Origin of the sequence: Geomicrobium sp. JSM 1781026 (assembly GCF_041949955.1) — a bacterium.
GTDB lineage: Bacteria > Bacillota > Bacilli > Bacillales > Marinococcaceae > Geomicrobium_A.
Map to the genome: position 1 here is coordinate 198,799 of NZ_JBHFQF010000006.1, position 17,004 is coordinate 215,802.

Genomic DNA, 17,004 nt, shown 5'->3' on the forward strand with positions numbered 1-17,004 from the left:
AGGGAGATGTACTCATGAACATTGCACTCATTGCCCATGATAAGAAAAAAGACGATTTGGTTGATTTTGCCATTGCGTACAAACACATTTTAAAAGAGCATGTGTTGTTTGCTACAGGAACGACCGGAATGAGAATTACCGATGAAACAGGCCTTTCTATACAACGATATTTATCAGGTCCCCTCGGTGGTGACCAACAACTCGGTGCTCGTGTGGCAACGAATGGATTGGACTTAGTGCTTTTTTTCCGCGACCCACTAACTGCACAACCTCACGAGCCAGATATTGCAGCGCTCATCCGATTGTGCGATGTTCATCAAGTGCCTATTGCGACGAACATGGGAACCGCAGAAATATTAATTAATGGCATGAAAGACGGTCGCTTTACATTCCGTGAAGTGATGAAGAGAGAGGAAGGATAGCATGCGGCCGTTAAAAATTGGCATCACGTGTTATCCGACGGTTGGCGGGTCTGGCGTCGTTGCGACGGAGCTGGGCATTCGTCTTGCTGAACGGGGACACGAAATCCATTTCATTACGTCCAGCCTGCCGTTTCGACTTCAACAAGTTCATCCAAACATTTTCTTTCATGAAGTGGTTGTCAATCAATATCAAGTGTTTCGCTACCCTCCATATGATTTGACGTTAGCCAGTAAGATGGCAGAAGTTGCTCGAAAACATCAACTTGACCTCTTGCATGTTCACTATGCCGTTCCGCACGCCATTTCTGCTTCTCTTGCCAAAGATATGTTAGATGGGGATGTGAAAGTGATGACTACGCTTCACGGAACGGATATTACGGTGCTTGCAGAAGATCCTTCCTTGGCAAACATCATTGAACATGGCATAAATCGTTCTGATCAAGTGACGGCGGTGTCCGACTTTCTTGTAAAACAAACGTATGACATGCTTGATATTAAAAATTCAATCGACACCGTATATAACTTTGTCGATGAACGAGAGCTTGTTGACGTGAACCGTCAACTCATACGCGAACAATTCAACATCCAAGATGACGAAAAAGTGATCGTACATATGTCGAACTTTCGCGGTGTGAAACGCGTGGATGATGTAATTCGTGCCTTTGCGCTTATTCAGAGCCAAGTGAAAAGTAAACTCTATCTGATCGGTGACGGTCCAGACCGACATGTGATGGAGACACTCGTGAAATCTTTAGGGTTAGATGATTGTGTATTCTTTTTAGGAAATCAAATGCAAGTGTTTCAACTCTTGGCAATCGGAGATGTGAAACTGCTACTATCTGAAAAAGAAAGCTTTGGACTGGCAGCGTTAGAAGCAATGAGTGTCGGGGTTCCAGTCATCGGTGCAAACATCGGTGGCATCTCCGAAGTCGTCGTGCACGAAGAAACGGGCATCATTGTGCCTGTGTACGAATACGAGCAGGCAGCTGAAGAGGCTGTACGATTGCTCGCGGATAAACAAACTTGGCAACGATACTCAGCGAATAGCAGAAAACGAGCGCTTACGAACTTTAGTAAAGATGTGATTGTCCCACAATACGAAGCACTATATTATCGGATGTTACAAGATGCCTGCCATTAATCATCCGTTTCAGCCGTTGTTTGCCCTTCTTCGAGCGGATGAATTTGAAGTGTACGTCGTTGGCGGTGCGGTGAGAGATTGGCTACAAGGAACGTGCCCAAAAGATGTTGACATGGTAACCAATGAACCGCTGTCATCTTTGGATGAGCGGATTGAAGGAGCGGCACTCATTGCAACAAAAGTGCCGCTCCTTCATTTTAAACGAGACGTGTCGGTCGATGTAAGCCAATGGGAAGGGACAAACATCGTCTCTCATCTACGACAACGTGATTTCACAATGAATGCGATGGCTATTGACGTTTCGGGGAATGTCATTGATCCACTAGATGGTAGAATAGCACTCGAGCAAAAAACCTTACAGCTTGCTTCCCCAAAAAGCTTGTATACAGATCCAGTCCGTATTTTACGAGCGTTTCGTTTCAGGGCGGCATCCGGGTTTATCATTTCTGCGGAAACGATGAGCGCCATTCGTACAGAGAAATACAAACTGCGCGATGTTGCAAAAGAGCGGATCGGGTTGGAAATGAGGAAAATAATCACGAGTTCAAATGCAGAAGCGGTTCTTAATGAACTAGATCATGAACACGTGTTGCCGTACATTTTTCCCGAGTATACGAAAACAAGCCCCCTCTCGTTTTATGGTGTGAAAGAGGAGTGGGAGCGGTGGTTGCTTTTATCCGATCAATGGAAAGTAAATATGACCCCTGTGTTTCGAAAATGGGGACTGGCTACTTCTGTTGTACGCGCGTATCACATACGGCATCGGTTGATGCAAAGCGTACGAACACACGCACCGTCTAAAAAAGAAATTTACACATATGGGGTGCACGTACATCTGCAAGTGGACCGGCTAGTGAGTACTGTAGATGAGCAGTTCACTTCAAAAGAGGAACAAATTAAGCAATTAGCAAACCTTATCCCAATTGAGACACGAAAAGATCTTTTGTTACAGCCTAGAGAGTTATTGACCCATTTTCAACGTACACCAGGTCGTTGGCTCGGACTGATGATGGAGCGGTTGGAAAGCGAAGTTGTTGAAGGAACATTAAAAAACGATAAACAAACCTTATGGCAAAGGGCAAAGGAGCTGGATGATGAAAACTAAATTGCTGGAACTGCTTGAAGATGCCAATCGAACGTACCGTTCAGGTCAAGAAATTAGTGATCATTTGAACGTATCAAGAACGGCGGTGTGGAAGCATATTGAATCATTACGCCAAGAAGGGTATGGAATTGAAGCGGTACCTCGTCGTGGCTATCGGCTTGTTTCGCGTCCCAATACGCTCAATGAGTCTGAAGTGCGAAAAGGGCTTAAGACGAAGCATATCGGTCAAACCGTCCGCTATGAGCCTGTCGTCTCCTCTACACAAGATGTGATGAAGGAATGGTACAAACAAGGGGCTGTGCACGGGGCAGTGGTTACGACAGAAGAACAAACGAGCGGCAGAGGGCGAATGAGTCGACCTTGGCAGGCCCCTCAATCCAAAGGCATTATGTTTTCGTTACTCGTAACCCCGCACCTTCCACTGCACACAGCTCCCCAACTGACATTGGTGACGGCTGTAGCCGTTGCAAAAGCGTGTGAAAAGGTAGCAAATGTGAGTGTGAGCATTAAGTGGCCGAATGATTTGTACATCGGTTCAAAGAAGATTGCCGGCATTCTAACAGAGGTGCAAGCTGAAGGAAGTCGTGTGGAAATGATGGTTGCGGGCATTGGATTGAATGTGAATGAAACGACTCAAGAGATGGTGGAGAGAGGCTTAGAGCAAAAAGCTTCTTCGCTCTACATTGAGACGAAACAATCTTGGAATCGAAAGCAATTGCTTCAAGCGATCTTTTCCGAGTTTGAACTCGAGTATGAACGTTGGATTAAAGAAGGGTTTCAAAGCATTCGTAATGAATGGGAAAGGCGGGCGTTGCTTTACGGTCAGACAGTGACGGTAACGGATCAGCACCGTGTCGTTAAAGGTAAGATGGTCGGCATTACAGATGATGGTGTTCTCAAGTTGGAAGACGAGACAGGAGTTGAACGGCTCATTTATAGTGGGGATCTACAATAGAACCGTGCGGTTGTTTTTGCTATACTGAAGGTGTATGAAATGATGGCATCCATTACGGAGCTGTACATGGTTTACCGGTAAATGTAAGTAGTAAATCTGCCTTGATCACTGTTGACAGGGACGGAGGGAACGAGATGACCCATCAGACGCTCCCTCTAATTATGGGAGGGATAAGACAATGAAGCAAACGATTGATTTTTTGAAGATGAAGCAAAATGAAGAGATGATTTCTATGATGACGGCTTATGATGCACCGACGGGGCGAATCGTTGAAGAAGCAGACGTTGATATGATTCTCGTCGGTGATTCTGTCGGCATGGTTGTTCACGGTTATGACGGAACACAACCTGTAACGCTAGATGACATGGTTTTGCATACCCGTGCAGTACGGCGAGGGGCAAAGGATACGTTTATAGTAGCGGATTTGCCGTTTATGACTTATCATGGGTCCATAAGTGAGACCGTAGGGAATGCGCGAACGATGATTCAACAAGGCGGAGCTCATGCGGTAAAGCTTGAAGGTTGCACCGATTTGATGGTGGAAAGTATCGAGCAGTTAACCGCAGGAGGTGTGGCAGTCATGGGTCACCTCGGCCTAACGCCGCAGTCAAGTACTGTACTCGGTGGTTTTAAAGTTCAAGGTCGTAGTCAAGAAGAAGAGGCTCGGATCGTTGCTGAAAGTAAGCGAATTGCTGAAGCCGGTGCATTCGCTCTTGTATTAGAGTGCGTGCCTCAAGTCGTCACGAATCGTGTTCGAGAAGCCGTTGAGATTCCAGTTATTGGTATTGGTGCAGGGATTGCTGATGGGCAAGTGCTTGTCTTCCATGATTGTGTCGGAATAACCACAGGTAAACTGCCGAAATTCGTGAAAACCTACGCCAACGTTTATGATCAGATGAAAGAGGCGGTACAGCTGTATCATCATGAAGTGAAAACGGGTGCTTTTCCAACAGAAGCCCACACGTTCTCAGCAAGAAAACAAGGGGCAAAACAATGAAAATTGTCCGTTCAAAGTCAGAGTTTCAACAAACTCGTAGCCGGCTGCAAGGAGTCGTTGGCCTTGTGCCGACGATGGGAGCCCTTCATGAAGGTCACCTATCTCTCATTCGTCAAGCCAAGCAAGAAGCCGATCAAGTCGTCGTTACGATTTTCATAAACCCTTTACAGTTTGGTGAAGGAGAAGATTATGAGACGTACCCCCGTACCCCGGAAGTGGATCTTGAGAAAGCTCAATCTGCGGGCGCGGACGTTGTTTGGCTTCCAGAAGTTCATGATCTTTACGAGCAAAAACAAACCTTGATGATCGATGTGGGTGAATTAGGCGAAGAGCTGTGTGGGAAGAATCGCCCTGGACATTTTAACGGTATGGCGACGGTAGTGATGAAATTTTTACAAATCATTCGTCCAGATCGTGCTTATTTCGGTCAAAAAGATGCCCAGCAGCTTGCGATCATCAAGCAGATGGCTACCGATTTTCTAATCAATACTACGATCGTTGGTGGTCCGACCGTTCGAGACCACGACGGCTTGGCCTTATCTTCAAGAAATCAATATTTAACTGAACAAGAACGAAAAGATGCACCAGGGCTTTACCAAACGCTTAAAAAAGGTGTCGCTGAATTGAAAGAAAACAACAGCCGAAAAGACGTACTAAAAAGAGTGACGGATGCGTTAAGCAACATGGAAGCAAGCGTTGAGTATGTTGAACTAAAAGCATTTCCAACTCTTCAAGCGTCAACGAATGAGTTGCCGGGTGGCGAGTACGTAATAGCAGCTGCGATTCGCTACTCAAAAGCTAGGCTGATCGATAATATCATTTTTACTGTGGAGTAATGGGTAGGAGGATTTTATGAATGTAGACCGTTATGTCGTAATCGATGTAGAAACGACGGGCAACCGTCCGACAGCAGGAGATCAGATCATAGAAGTCGGCATGACGGTGATCGAAAAGATGAAAGTGGTGCACACGTTTTCCTCGCTCGTCTATACGGACCGTAATATTCCACTTTTCATTGAGCAGCTGACAGGTATACGAAGCGAGGATCTTCAAGATGCTCCGTCATTTGAAGCGATTGTTCCTGAGCTTCTCCAAGCATTGGATGGAAGTTGCTTTGTCGCTCACCGGGCAGATTTTGATTTGCAGTTTATTAACGTCGCTCTAGAAAATGCGGGCTATTCACCTTTTGAAGGTCCAGTTTTGGACACGGTAGAAATGGCTCGGATGGTGTATCCGACCCTCGATAGTTACCGGCTATCGGCGATTGCACAACATTTCTCTTTCGGTCATAACGCCCCACACAGGGCGGGGAGTGATGCCCATGTGACTGCAGAAATACTCATAAAAATGGAAGAGAAGCTACGCTCATTACCAAAAGCAACTGTCATGAAGATGGAGCCATTTACAGCGGGGATGAGTTCCGGATTACAACAGTTAGTGTACGACTGTTTAAAAGACGCGCGCGAACAAGCACCGGACCCGAATGTTCAGTATGTCCGAAGCTTTCCGGTAAAACATATCGAGCTTGAGCTGGAAGGTGCTGTGAAATCCGGACCGTTTTCTGGAGATACATTTTACGGGGAAAAAGGCTCATTACATCAAGTGATCCAAAATTATGAGCCTCGTGGCTCGCAACAGCAAATGGCTGAAGCGGTTTGGCAAGCGTTCGAAAACGAACAACACTTGCTCGTTGAAGCTGCAACAGGTACAGGTAAAACGATGGCTTACTTGTATCCAGCATTCGTAAAAAGTGTTGAGGAGAATTTGCCAGTCGTCATTGCGACCGATACGATTGCCTTGCAACAGCAGATTCTTGAAAACGATGTACCTAAGTTGGAGCGAGCGCTAGGGACAACGGTAAAAACAGCTCTTTTAAAAGGAAGAGACCATTATCTATGTGTGCAGAAGTTTGAACATTTCCTAGAGCGTATGCCTGCACACTATGATGAGCAGCTAATGGCTTGTCAACTACTCGTATGGCTTACTGAAACCGAAACTGGCGATGTAGAGGAACTGAATTTGCCTAGTGGAGGGCGAGCCCTTTGGGATGAGCTAAAGAGTGATCCGCATACGTGTGTCGGTGCGGAGTGCGCGTATTGGCACCAGTGTTTCTATTACAAAGCGTTGGAGCGCGCAAAGACGGCTCAACTCATTATTACGAATCACGCCCTTTTGTTTGCTGATCGTTTTTCGAGGCATCAACTGCTTCCAGAATTCCAGTATGCGATCATCGATGAGGCTCATCAAATTGAGGAGACAGCAGGTCGGCATCTCGGCCGTCGCTCAAGCTATCAAGCTCTCGTTCGATGGACGGGTCGGTGGGGACTTCAAGATCGAGAAGGGTTGTTCAGTGAAATTGAGTTGGCCAATCGGACTGAAGATACAAAAGCGTTGTCGAGTGAATGGCTAAAGAATCGTAAATCTGAACTTATCGGTTTGCAACAAGAATGGTTACAGTTATTTCATCAATTGCAAGCCGTCGCAAGTGGGTCTGTCGATCCGGTCGTACGTTACCGGCCTTCTCAATTTCAAGGTCGTGGGGTTGAGGATACGATAAGGCGGGTTGATCTGCTCGTTGATCAAACGCTCCACTCTTGGAACCAAGCCATTGAAGCGTTAGATGAAAAAGACCGTGAGCAAGTGTTATGGAAAAAGGTAAGGCATTTGCTAGATGATCTTAAAGATGAGCATGATCAACTTTCATTTCTACTCGTAGAAGAGCACGAACAGCATGTGTATTGGATGGAAACCGACCGTGATAAGCGAGCAGATCGGATTCGTTTAACCGAAAGGCCAGTCCAAATTGGTAAGCAATTAGATGAACAACTGTTTACGTGTACAAAAAGCATCATATTTACATCCGCTACTTTGACTGTAAAAGGGTCCTTTCAATACATGATGGATGAAATTGGCCTCACGAATAATCAAACCGATACGCTCGTTGTAAAATCACCTTTTTCCTATGAAAATCAAGCAGAATTGCTCATACCAAGTGACTTTCCTGATGTAAAAAATGAGGAACAGTTTGTGAGTAGCGTTACTGAGTTCATATCCATGCTCACAAGTGCTGTTAATGGACGCATGCTCGTCTTATTTACCTCATATGAAATGCTCCAAAAAACGTATGAACAATTAAAGCCATATATCGAGGACCTAAACTATTCCGTATTCACTCAAGGAGCAAACGGCGAGCAGCGTGGGAAGCTCATTAAGAAATTCAAAAAGCATGAACGCTCCATTCTTATGGGCACGAGCACGTTTTGGGAAGGGATTGATTTGCCTGGAGACGACGTGTCTGCCCTCATTATCGTAAGACTACCGTTTACGCCGCCGAATGACCCGGTATATACAGCAAAAGCAAATGAGCTTAATAAAAACCGAAAAAACTCGTTTATGAATCTAGCGATTCCAAAAGCCGTCCTCCGATTTAAACAAGGGTTTGGTCGATTGATTCGTACGAGTACAGACCGAGGGCTTGTGTTTGTTCTAGACAAACGTTTAATCGAGGCGAGGTACGGCAAAAGTTTCATCGATTCATTGCCAAACGTACCGGTCACATTCACCGGTACTGACAAAGTATTGGACATTGCTAACGATTTTTACGCTGAAAAAGGAGACCGATAAAATGAGTGATCTCGTGATAAAAGATATGAGCATTATCGACGGCGAGACAGTCATTGAACAAGGGTATGTTGTAATTAGAGAGGGGCAGTTCCAAGAAGTAAGAGCTGGTGACTATGAAACGAATTCAAACACGCGTACACATGTGATCAGTGGAAAAGGGAAAATGATGATACCTGGGCTTGTGAACACACATACCCACTCACCGATGACCCTTCTACGAGGTTGGAGCGATGACCTTGAGCTTGAAAGATGGCTCAGTGAGAAGATCTGGCCTGCTGAAGCACAAATGACCGAACAGATGAGTGAAGTGGGGACGAATCTTGCTCTAGTCGAAATGATTCGATCTGGCACGACGATGTTTTCGGATATGTATCACTTAAACCGTGAAGGCACAGCGAAAGCCGTAGAAGAAACAGGCATGAAAGCATTGCTAACACGTGGAATAATTACGATGTTTGATAGTGCTAGTGTGGCAAGCGAGAAATTGCACAAAGCGGTCGACTATGCAAAACGGTGTAATGCCTCATCGACGAGGCGCCTGAAAGGTGGGTTGTTCCCACATGCGGTATATACGAACCGTTTCACATTTTTAGAAGATGTGAGGGAAGCGGCGACCAAAGAGCAATTGCCAATCCAGCTACACATGAGTGAAACAAAAAAAGAAGTCGCAGACCACTTGCGGACGTATGGCATGCGTCCCGCTGAACATCTTCTTACTGGGGGCATTTTGTCAGAAGGCGATTTGCTCGTGCACGCGGTCCATGTGGATGAGGACGAAATCACGCTAATGAACGATAAAAACGTGAACGTTTCTCACAATCCATTGAGTAACCTTAAACTCGGGTCGGGCATTGCCCCGATCCCACACATGCATCGTCAAGGCGTTGGGATCTCGTTAGGGACGGATAGTGCAGCGTCAAACAATACGTTGGATATATTTGCAGAAATGCGCCAAGCGGCGATGCTCCATAAAGGAAATTTGCAGTCTGCTGAAGTCATTTCCAGCCAAGAGGCGTTAAGGATGGCTACAGTGAACGGTGCTAAGGCGCTTGGCTTTTTAGATAGTGGCTTGATTCAAGCGGGGTACGCAGCGGACTTCATTATGATTGATACACGCTCTGCACACCTTCAACCGCTTACGATTGATCCAGCAACAATCGTCTACGCCGCAGGCAAATGCGATGTGAGCGACGTGTATGTGAATGGTCGTCCATTAATGACGAACAAAGAATTGCTCACGATTGACGAAGAACGAGTCTTGTATGATGCCAATCGCGCGAGAAAACAGTTGGTTGAATCGAGCAACTAAGAGGGGGCGTCTGTATGTTAAAGATTGGTGCGATTAGTGTAGGGGCTGTTGTGCTCGTATTGTCAGTCATGCTTTTCGGCGTTCATTCTTCAGCACTCGGCGATATAAATGACAAGAAAAAAGAGATGGAAACCCGCATAATGCATGAAGATGAAGTCGCAAACGTCGTGTATTTTGACCATCATTACGGGGACGAGATGACGGCGAATGCGCTTGTTGATCTCCAAGACTCTCAGCAAGAAGTATGGATGTTTAATGAATCATACGAGCGCTTTGATCGGATCGCCGCTGATCAATTTATAACGAAAGAACAGGCGTGGAGCGTTGTCGAAGAAGAGGCGTCTTCGATTGATGAACAACGAGGTGTCACACTCGGTTTATTGGACGGGGCGTATGTATACGAAGTCATTTATATTGATGAAGAAGACGGTCACATTTATCATTATGTAGATGCCGAGTCAGGAAGTACGAATCAAGTATTAAGACTGCCATAAATCGGGAAATTCAACATCTTCGCTTGAAGTTCGACCGCTCGTCTCGTAAACTAGATAAGTAATGAATTGAGATGTGTATCAATGAAAACAGATGGAATTTTGAAGGGAGTTACCGTACGTGAAACCTACGATTCACAGCATCGGTCAATTTGAAAGCCAAGAAGTGACACTCGGTTGTTGGCTGAGCAATAAAAGATCCAGCGGAAAGATTGCTTTTCTACAACTTCGAGATGGGACAGGCTTTATTCAAGGCGTTGTCGTTAAAAGCGAAGTCGGAGAAGAATTGTTTCAACAAGTTAAAGGGCTTGGGCAAGAGAGTGCTCTCTATGTGACAGGTCAAGTGCAAAAGGATGATCGTGCCCCGAGTGGCTTTGAACTCACCGTCACAGGTGTGGAAGTGATTCAAGAAGCGGTTGACTATCCGATTACACCAAAAGATCATGGAACAGAGTTTCTCATGGATCATCGTCATTTGTGGATTCGTTCGAGCAAACAGCATGCTGTTCTTAGAATTCGCGATATTATTATTCAAGCGACGCATCGCTTTTATCATGAGAATGGATTTACGAAAGTGGACCCACCCATTCTTACTGCGAACTCAGCAGAAGGGACGACGGAGTTGTTCCATACGAAGTATTTTGATGAGGACGCGTTCCTTTCACAATCTGGACAGTTGTACATGGAAGCCGCAGCGATGGCTTTTCAACGCGTATACTCGTTTGGGCCGACATTTAGAGCTGAAAAATCAAAGACCCGCAGGCATCTCATTGAATTTTGGATGATTGAACCAGAGATGGCGTTTTGTGATCACGAAGAAAGCTTAGAAATCCAAGAGGCGTACGTTACGTACATTGTAGATGCGGTACTACGTGAAGGACAAAAAGAATTAAAAACTCTCGAGCGCGACATCGCTCAGCTTGAAAAGATTCGTGCACCGTTTGCACGTTTGACGTACAGCGAAGCGATTCAACGTTTACAAGATAAAGGTTATGAGATTCAGTGGGGAGAAGATCTCGGGTCACCGCATGAGACAGAGCTTGCGAACCAGTTTGACACGCCAGTGTTTATTACACATTGGCCAAAAGAGATCAAAGCGTTCTATATGAAGCCAGACCCTGAGAATGAAGATTTGGTTCTTTGTGCTGACTTGATTGCGCCAGAAGGTTACGGGGAAATTATTGGGGGTAGTCAACGAATTGATGATTATAAACTGATGGATGAACGCTTCAAAGAACATCAGTTGTCAGAAGATGCATACCGCTGGTATAAAGAGCTTAGACAATACGGTAGTGTTCCTCATTCAGGATTTGGACTCGGATTAGAAAGAACGGTTGCTTGGCTTAGCGGAACAGAGCATGTTCGTGAGACGATTCCATTTCCACGTTTGCTTAATCGTTTGTATCCATAAACCGGATACTCCCATCTCCTCGTCCGCCGGAGGAGATGGTTTTTTTTCAAAGAGGTAAGGATGTAAGAGGTGAAACCAATGAATAAAAATGTCATGATTGATCTGCTGGAACAAGGTCAAGTATCCATTCCAGTTGTGTTTTTAGATTACTACGACGCACTAGGCATCCACGAGAAAGACATGATGCTTCTGTTGCATTTGCATCGAGAAATCCAGCAAGGGCGTGCATTTCCTACGCCAGAACATTTAGCGAGAAAGATGTCACTGACCGTCGCCCATTGCCAAGAAGGGTTAGGCCGTCTCATGAAACGAGGCGTATTAGCGCTTGAGAAAAAAGAAGATGACGGCATTATGTTTGAAATGTATAGCTTGCGACCGTTTTATGAAAAGATTCTTTACTACTTAGAATCGGAGCAAACCGACCTAGAAGTGAATCAAAGTGGAGAGCTGTATCAACTGTTCGAAAACGAGTTCAGTCGGCCACTTTCACCGATGGAATCTGAAACGATTGGCGTATGGATTGACCAAGACCATTATTCAATGGAAATGATTAAAGCTGCATTAAAAGAAGCGGTGATCTCCGGGAAATTAAATCTCCGCTATATCGATCGAATTTTATATGAGTGGAAGCGAAGTGGCATCAAAACACCAGAACAAGCACACGCACACAGTGAAAGCTTTCGACAAAACAAACGAGCGGAACCGGCAGGAACCAAAAAGACAAGTGAACCGTATCCGACATATAATTGGTTAGAGTCAGATTGACAGATGAGGGGAACCATTTATGCTATCGAATAAACAAACGACATGGGCGATGGAGCAAATTGAACAAATGTACCCAGAAGCGGAGTGTGAACTCACACATACGAATGCTTTAGAGTTACTTGTTGCTGTAATTCTTTCCGCTCAATGCACCGATGCCCTCGTAAACAAAGTTACACCTGGACTGTTTTCAAAATACAAACGTCCAGACGACTACATCCGAGTGCCACAAGAAGAATTAGAACAAGATATTCGGCGAATTGGCTTATTTCGAAACAAGGCAAAAAACATTCAAAAAATGAGTCAATCTTTATTAGATCACTACGGTGGTGAAGTGCCTGCGGACCGCGATGAGCTTATGAAGCTTGCCGGGGTTGGAAGAAAAACGGCAAATGTCGTTGCGTCTGTCGCATTTGACTTGCCTGCAATTGCTGTAGATACCCACGTAGAGCGGGTATCCAAACGATTAGGCATTTGTCGATGGAAAGACAGTGTTTTAGAAGTAGAAAAGACTCTTATGAGGAAGTTACCCGAAGAAAAATGGTCAGATAGCCATCATCAATTGATTTTTTTCGGTCGTTATCATTGCAAAGCAAGAAACCCTCAGTGCGAAACCTGTCCTCTTCTAGAGATTTGTCGAGAAGGGCGTAAACGAGTCTAGTGACAACAAGGAGGAAATGTATGAGTGCGATCGATGGTGGCTACAGCATCGAAGAGATAAAACAAATGTTACCGTTTGGCAAACCTGAAGAGGAGCGCTTAGCGCGAATTTCTAGCAAACTTGCTGGGGAACCGACGTATTCGGTCGCAATTTGTGGCCATTTTTCTGCGGGTAAATCAACACTAATCAATCAATTGCTCGGAGCAGCTCTGCTGCCATCGAGCCCGATCCCGACGACTGCCAATATTATGACAATTCTTGGTGGACCGACCGCCCAGATAAAAGCGGTTCAAAGCGATGGGCAAGTGAGTCACTTTGAAAATGAAATTCCGTGGGACAAGCTTCAGGAGATGGCGATTGATGGCGCGGGTATTGAAGAAGTTGCCCTCACATTGCCAGTGCCGTTTCTTTCGAACAAAGTAACGATTGCCGATACACCGGGCATGGATTCTACAGACCCTACCCATGGGAAGTATACAGCTAATCAGCTCATTACAACAGATGCAATTATCTATGTAACCGACTACAATCATGTTCGCTCGCAAACAAACGTTGAGTTTCTCAGGCAAATCCAGCGGGAAAATAAGCCAATTATCATTGTCATTAATCAGATCGATAAGCACAATGAAAGTGAATTATCGTTTTCTATTTTTTATCATGGCCTAAAAGATATGCTCCAACGGTATGGCATACATCCGGTGGCGATTTATACGACCACTTCAAGAGATGAATCTCATAAACATAATCAATTGCCACTGTTCGTTCAACAGATTCGTTCGTGGTTATATGAAGGCCAGTCATTAATTGCTGATGCCAACGCCCGCATGGTGGAAAGTGCGGTTTCTTCGCTACGAGAACGGCTACTCGCTGACCGTGATCAAGTGACCATCCGAATGCGAGAAGCGATGAAGAACGAAGGTTATCATCAAGAAGATCATCAACGCTATTTCGCTTTAGTCAAAGCGGGTCAAGAAATTGAACAACAATTAGATCAAGAAATCTCAGCACTCGTTCATACGTTGCAACAATTCTACAAACAAACTAACTTGTTCCCTCATGACACGACGTCTGCAGCGAATGACTGGTGGCAGGTCGTTGACGGTTCGTACAAATTCGGATTGTTCGCAGGGAAAAAGAAAAAGTTGGAAGTGGAACAACAATATTTTGATAAGATGATTCATTTAATGAACGAGCGCTACGAGTCGGAAATTCGCTTTTATTTGCTCCAACAGTTTAGCAAATTAGAGATGCCTGAACGCGTTCGAGATGATCTTATTCAACAGGTTGAACAATTGCATTTGCCGGAATCGATCGAGTGGTATAGAGCATTTGTGACGACGGGCGAAAAAAGTAATCAATACATTTATCAGCTTACTAAAGAGATCAATCAAGCTATTATTCAAGATATCAAACGTTCCATTGAGCCAATTGTAGAGCAACTCAGGTCATTATACCCTGAGCGTAAGAGACAACTAGAGCAGCAAAATCAGCAGGATTTGCAACCATTTCAGCGTCTTAATGAACTACAGCAATCGTTTATGGAAGAGGAACAAACAATCCAGTCGCAACTGAACACGGTCCAACAACGACTTCAAACGAGTGCTGCCGCTCATTACGAAGAGAAGATCGAACAGGCGCTAACAGCACATCCCGACTTATCAGGTGTTGATGCGTCGATCGTAGTGAACGATTCCAATGCGGTATTTCAAGAGGATGCTAGAGATAGAGAGCAAATTGCAGACGTATCAAGTGAATCTGTCCAAGTAAAGCCACTGTTCGCACTCGATTCGCTCCGAGGCGACTTGGCAACGTTTCAAGATGTGCTTTTTGAGAAAAACGAACGCAACAACATCGTAGCATTCATCGATCGCCTGGAGAATCGACCGACGTCCGTCGTTGTTGCGGGTGCGTTTAGTGCGGGCAAATCAACGTTCATCAATGCACTTTTGCAAAGGGAACTCATGCCAAGCTCTCCCCATCCAACGACGGCTTCCTTAACAACTGTGAGCGCACCGAGCGGGTCGAACCGACCAGAACAAGTTCGTGTTCGAATTAAGACAAGAGCGGACTTAGATAGTGAAATCGCACACGTCTCATATTTGTGCAACTTAACGTACACACTTGAATCATTGAAACAAGCTGAAGGTTTGTCGATTAAGAAGACGGATACGCTCGAAGAAAAGCAATGGGTAGAGTATTTGCGTGCATTGCAAATGGGTGTCAAAAAAGAACAATACGAATGGGGAAGCACGATTGTTATTTCGTTAACGGAATGGCAAGAGATGGCCGTAGATGAAGCAAAAGCTTGTTTAATTGATGTTTCACACGTCTATGTGCATACCGCTTGGACAGATGCAGGCTATGAACTAATTGACACGCCTGGCGTGCAAAGTGTGCATGAACGCCACACTGCACTTGCAATGTCAGAGATCGAAAAAGCGGATGCTTTTATCTATGTGACTTACTATCACCATGCGTTCTCAAACGCTGATGAACGATTCATGGAAAAGATTAAAACCATTCAGTCTCCAGACTATTTGCTTATTAACGCGAGTGATCTCGCTGCAGATGATGGAGAAAAGCAAGCGGTTATGACCCATGTGCGTGATCAACTTCAAACCCTCGGTTTCCCTCATACAGACGTGGTACCTATCTCTAGTAAGCGCGCACTTGAAGACCACACGGATGAAGAAGGGATTCTTTCATTTACTCAACATTTTGAGAACGGTTTGAAACCGGTGTTAAGAGCTCGACTCGATGAGGAATTGGAAGCGTTGCTTAGAGCGCATATTGAAAAGTTATCCGAGTGGCAAGTATGGATGAACCAACCAGAAGCCGACCGAAAACAAAAAGCACAAGCTTTTCGACTACCGGTTCAACAGAAGAAAGATGAAGGAGAAGAGGCTATAAGGCAACTAGAATCTGAAGACGTAGAAATTCGTGCCTTCGGTGTGTATGCACATCGTCGCCTATTCTTACGTTTTGCCGATCACTACAAGTCAATCATTTCTGCGAGTGTTGGCCAACAAGAGGGCCGCAAAGACCAGTTGCAAAAAGGGTTGAACGAGTGGATGGAAGTAGCAGAAAACGACTGGAAAACCACTCTAGAACAAGAGGGTGAGCGTCTATATACAGTTTCGAACGAGCGACAACTGCCTATAGACTTACGAGAGCACCTAGACCTTTCACTCCAATTACATGGAACATTAGAAAGTTTCGTTAACGAAATAAAGACTCTGAAAGTAAAACCGAGTTTTGTTCATGATCAAGAAGGGGAACAGTTTAAGCAGCGTATTTTAGAACGAACAAAAGAAGCGTTACGTACACGACTCGACGAAGCCGTTGAGCAATTGCGCGAACTGTGGAGCGAGCGGGTTCACCTTGCAAAAGAGGAGCTAACGCAAGACATTGACCGAGTCATGAGCGAGAATGAAGCATGGATGGAGCAATTGCAACACCCACAACCCGATTTAACACGAGTGCAAGAAGAACTCCAATCTCTCAAGTCTCATCTCGTCGCACGAGATCAAGAGTATGTCCATAAATGATGCTGTACGTAGAGGAATAGACAGTCCACTAAAAACCCGGTTGCGCTGTACAGCGCAACCGGGTTTTTAAAATGGCGATTTCGTTGAAATGTTCAGCTTAGCACGAGCAGAATTTCGCTCATGTGTCACAGTCTACTCAAAAGTCGTGATCCGTGTATGTTGAGTTAATGAAATTCTTAAACTATTCGGTAAGGTTTCCATCTAACGTCCGCTTTCTTTTCACGAAGTAGGCAATTCGAGCGCTTTTACAGGCAAAAGGCAACATCATGTCGTCATGACTCATGATGAACTCCGGTCAATTTCGCATCGGCTCTGTAGGTGCCGATCGTTGCTAGCCCTTGAGATTTATGGCTTGGCATTTTTACATCTTTGAAAAGACGTAATCGGTATGCTCTTTTTCATCATATAGAAGAAGAGCAAGCTACTTTCTCTGGCTCTTTTATGTAACAATCCCCGTTTTTCAAATGGGACACTTTAAGGTGCAAATCTGCTCATAAATCTCTATTTGTGACCGTTGGGTAAGTTTGTGTGACAATTTAAGTTAAGAATGACGGATTTTGCTCGTTTAATTGTCTCAA

Annotated in this window: 13 protein-coding genes; all 13 read left to right on the plus strand. The window is 45.0% G+C overall.

Going from position 1 to position 17,004, the window contains the following annotated elements:
* Positions 1-14: 14 nt before the first annotated feature.
* A complete protein-coding gene (gene mgsA, locus ACE1TF_RS12750; protein ID WP_042397667.1) occupies positions 15-422 on the plus strand; it encodes a methylglyoxal synthase in 408 nt (135 codons plus the stop codon).
* Position 423: 1 nt separating this feature from the next.
* A complete protein-coding gene (gene bshA / locus ACE1TF_RS12755) occupies positions 424-1,563 on the plus strand; it encodes an N-acetyl-alpha-D-glucosaminyl L-malate synthase BshA (RefSeq protein ID WP_042397670.1) in 1,140 nt (379 codons plus the stop codon).
* Complete coding sequence (locus ACE1TF_RS12760; protein ID WP_375017254.1) at positions 1,550-2,668, plus strand: tRNA nucleotidyltransferase/poly(A) polymerase-related protein; 1,119 nt, start codon at positions 1,550-1,552, stop codon at positions 2,666-2,668. The genes bshA and ACE1TF_RS12760 overlap by 14 nt, the downstream gene beginning before the upstream one ends.
* Positions 2,658-3,623, plus strand: coding sequence for a biotin--[acetyl-CoA-carboxylase] ligase (locus ACE1TF_RS12765; protein ID WP_238544507.1), 966 nt, complete (start codon positions 2,658-2,660; stop codon positions 3,621-3,623). Before ACE1TF_RS12760 ends, ACE1TF_RS12765 begins: the two co-directional genes overlap by 11 nt.
* Positions 3,624-3,801: 178 nt before the next feature.
* A complete protein-coding gene (gene panB, locus ACE1TF_RS12770; RefSeq protein WP_042397682.1) occupies positions 3,802-4,620 on the plus strand; it encodes a 3-methyl-2-oxobutanoate hydroxymethyltransferase in 819 nt (272 codons plus the stop codon).
* The gene (panC, locus tag ACE1TF_RS12775; protein ID WP_375017257.1) at positions 4,617-5,456 is read left to right on the plus strand and encodes a pantoate--beta-alanine ligase; all 840 of its coding nucleotides are present in this window, start codon (positions 4,617-4,619) and stop codon (positions 5,454-5,456) included. The genes panB and panC overlap by 4 nt, the downstream gene beginning before the upstream one ends.
* Before the next feature lie 16 nt (positions 5,457-5,472).
* Positions 5,473-8,244, plus strand: coding sequence for an ATP-dependent DNA helicase DinG (gene dinG / locus ACE1TF_RS12780; protein WP_375017259.1), 2,772 nt, complete (start codon positions 5,473-5,475; stop codon positions 8,242-8,244).
* Position 8,245: 1 nt separating this feature from the next.
* On the plus strand, positions 8,246-9,553 hold the full coding sequence (locus ACE1TF_RS12785) for an amidohydrolase (RefSeq protein WP_375017261.1): 1,308 nt from the start codon (positions 8,246-8,248) through the stop codon (positions 9,551-9,553).
* Between the two features lie 14 nt (positions 9,554-9,567).
* Positions 9,568-10,047 carry a hypothetical protein gene (locus tag ACE1TF_RS12790; protein ID WP_042397696.1) on the plus strand — a complete coding sequence of 160 codons (480 nt, stop codon included), beginning with the start codon at positions 9,568-9,570 and terminating at the stop codon, positions 10,045-10,047.
* 118 nt (positions 10,048-10,165) lie between these two features.
* Entirely contained in the window at positions 10,166-11,455 is a 1,290-nt protein-coding gene (gene asnS, locus ACE1TF_RS12795; protein WP_042397699.1) for an asparagine--tRNA ligase, read from the plus strand.
* A 78-nt stretch (positions 11,456-11,533) separates the two neighbouring features.
* The gene (locus ACE1TF_RS12800) at positions 11,534-12,220 is read left to right on the plus strand and encodes a DnaD domain-containing protein (protein ID WP_042397704.1); all 687 of its coding nucleotides are present in this window, start codon (positions 11,534-11,536) and stop codon (positions 12,218-12,220) included.
* A gap of 19 nt (positions 12,221-12,239) precedes the next feature.
* Entirely contained in the window at positions 12,240-12,878 is a 639-nt protein-coding gene (gene nth, locus ACE1TF_RS12805) for an endonuclease III (protein ID WP_375017263.1), read from the plus strand.
* 20 nt (positions 12,879-12,898) lie between these two features.
* Entirely contained in the window at positions 12,899-16,426 is a 3,528-nt protein-coding gene (locus ACE1TF_RS12810) for a dynamin family protein (RefSeq protein ID WP_375017265.1), read from the plus strand.
* Positions 16,427-17,004: the final 578 nt, after the last annotated feature.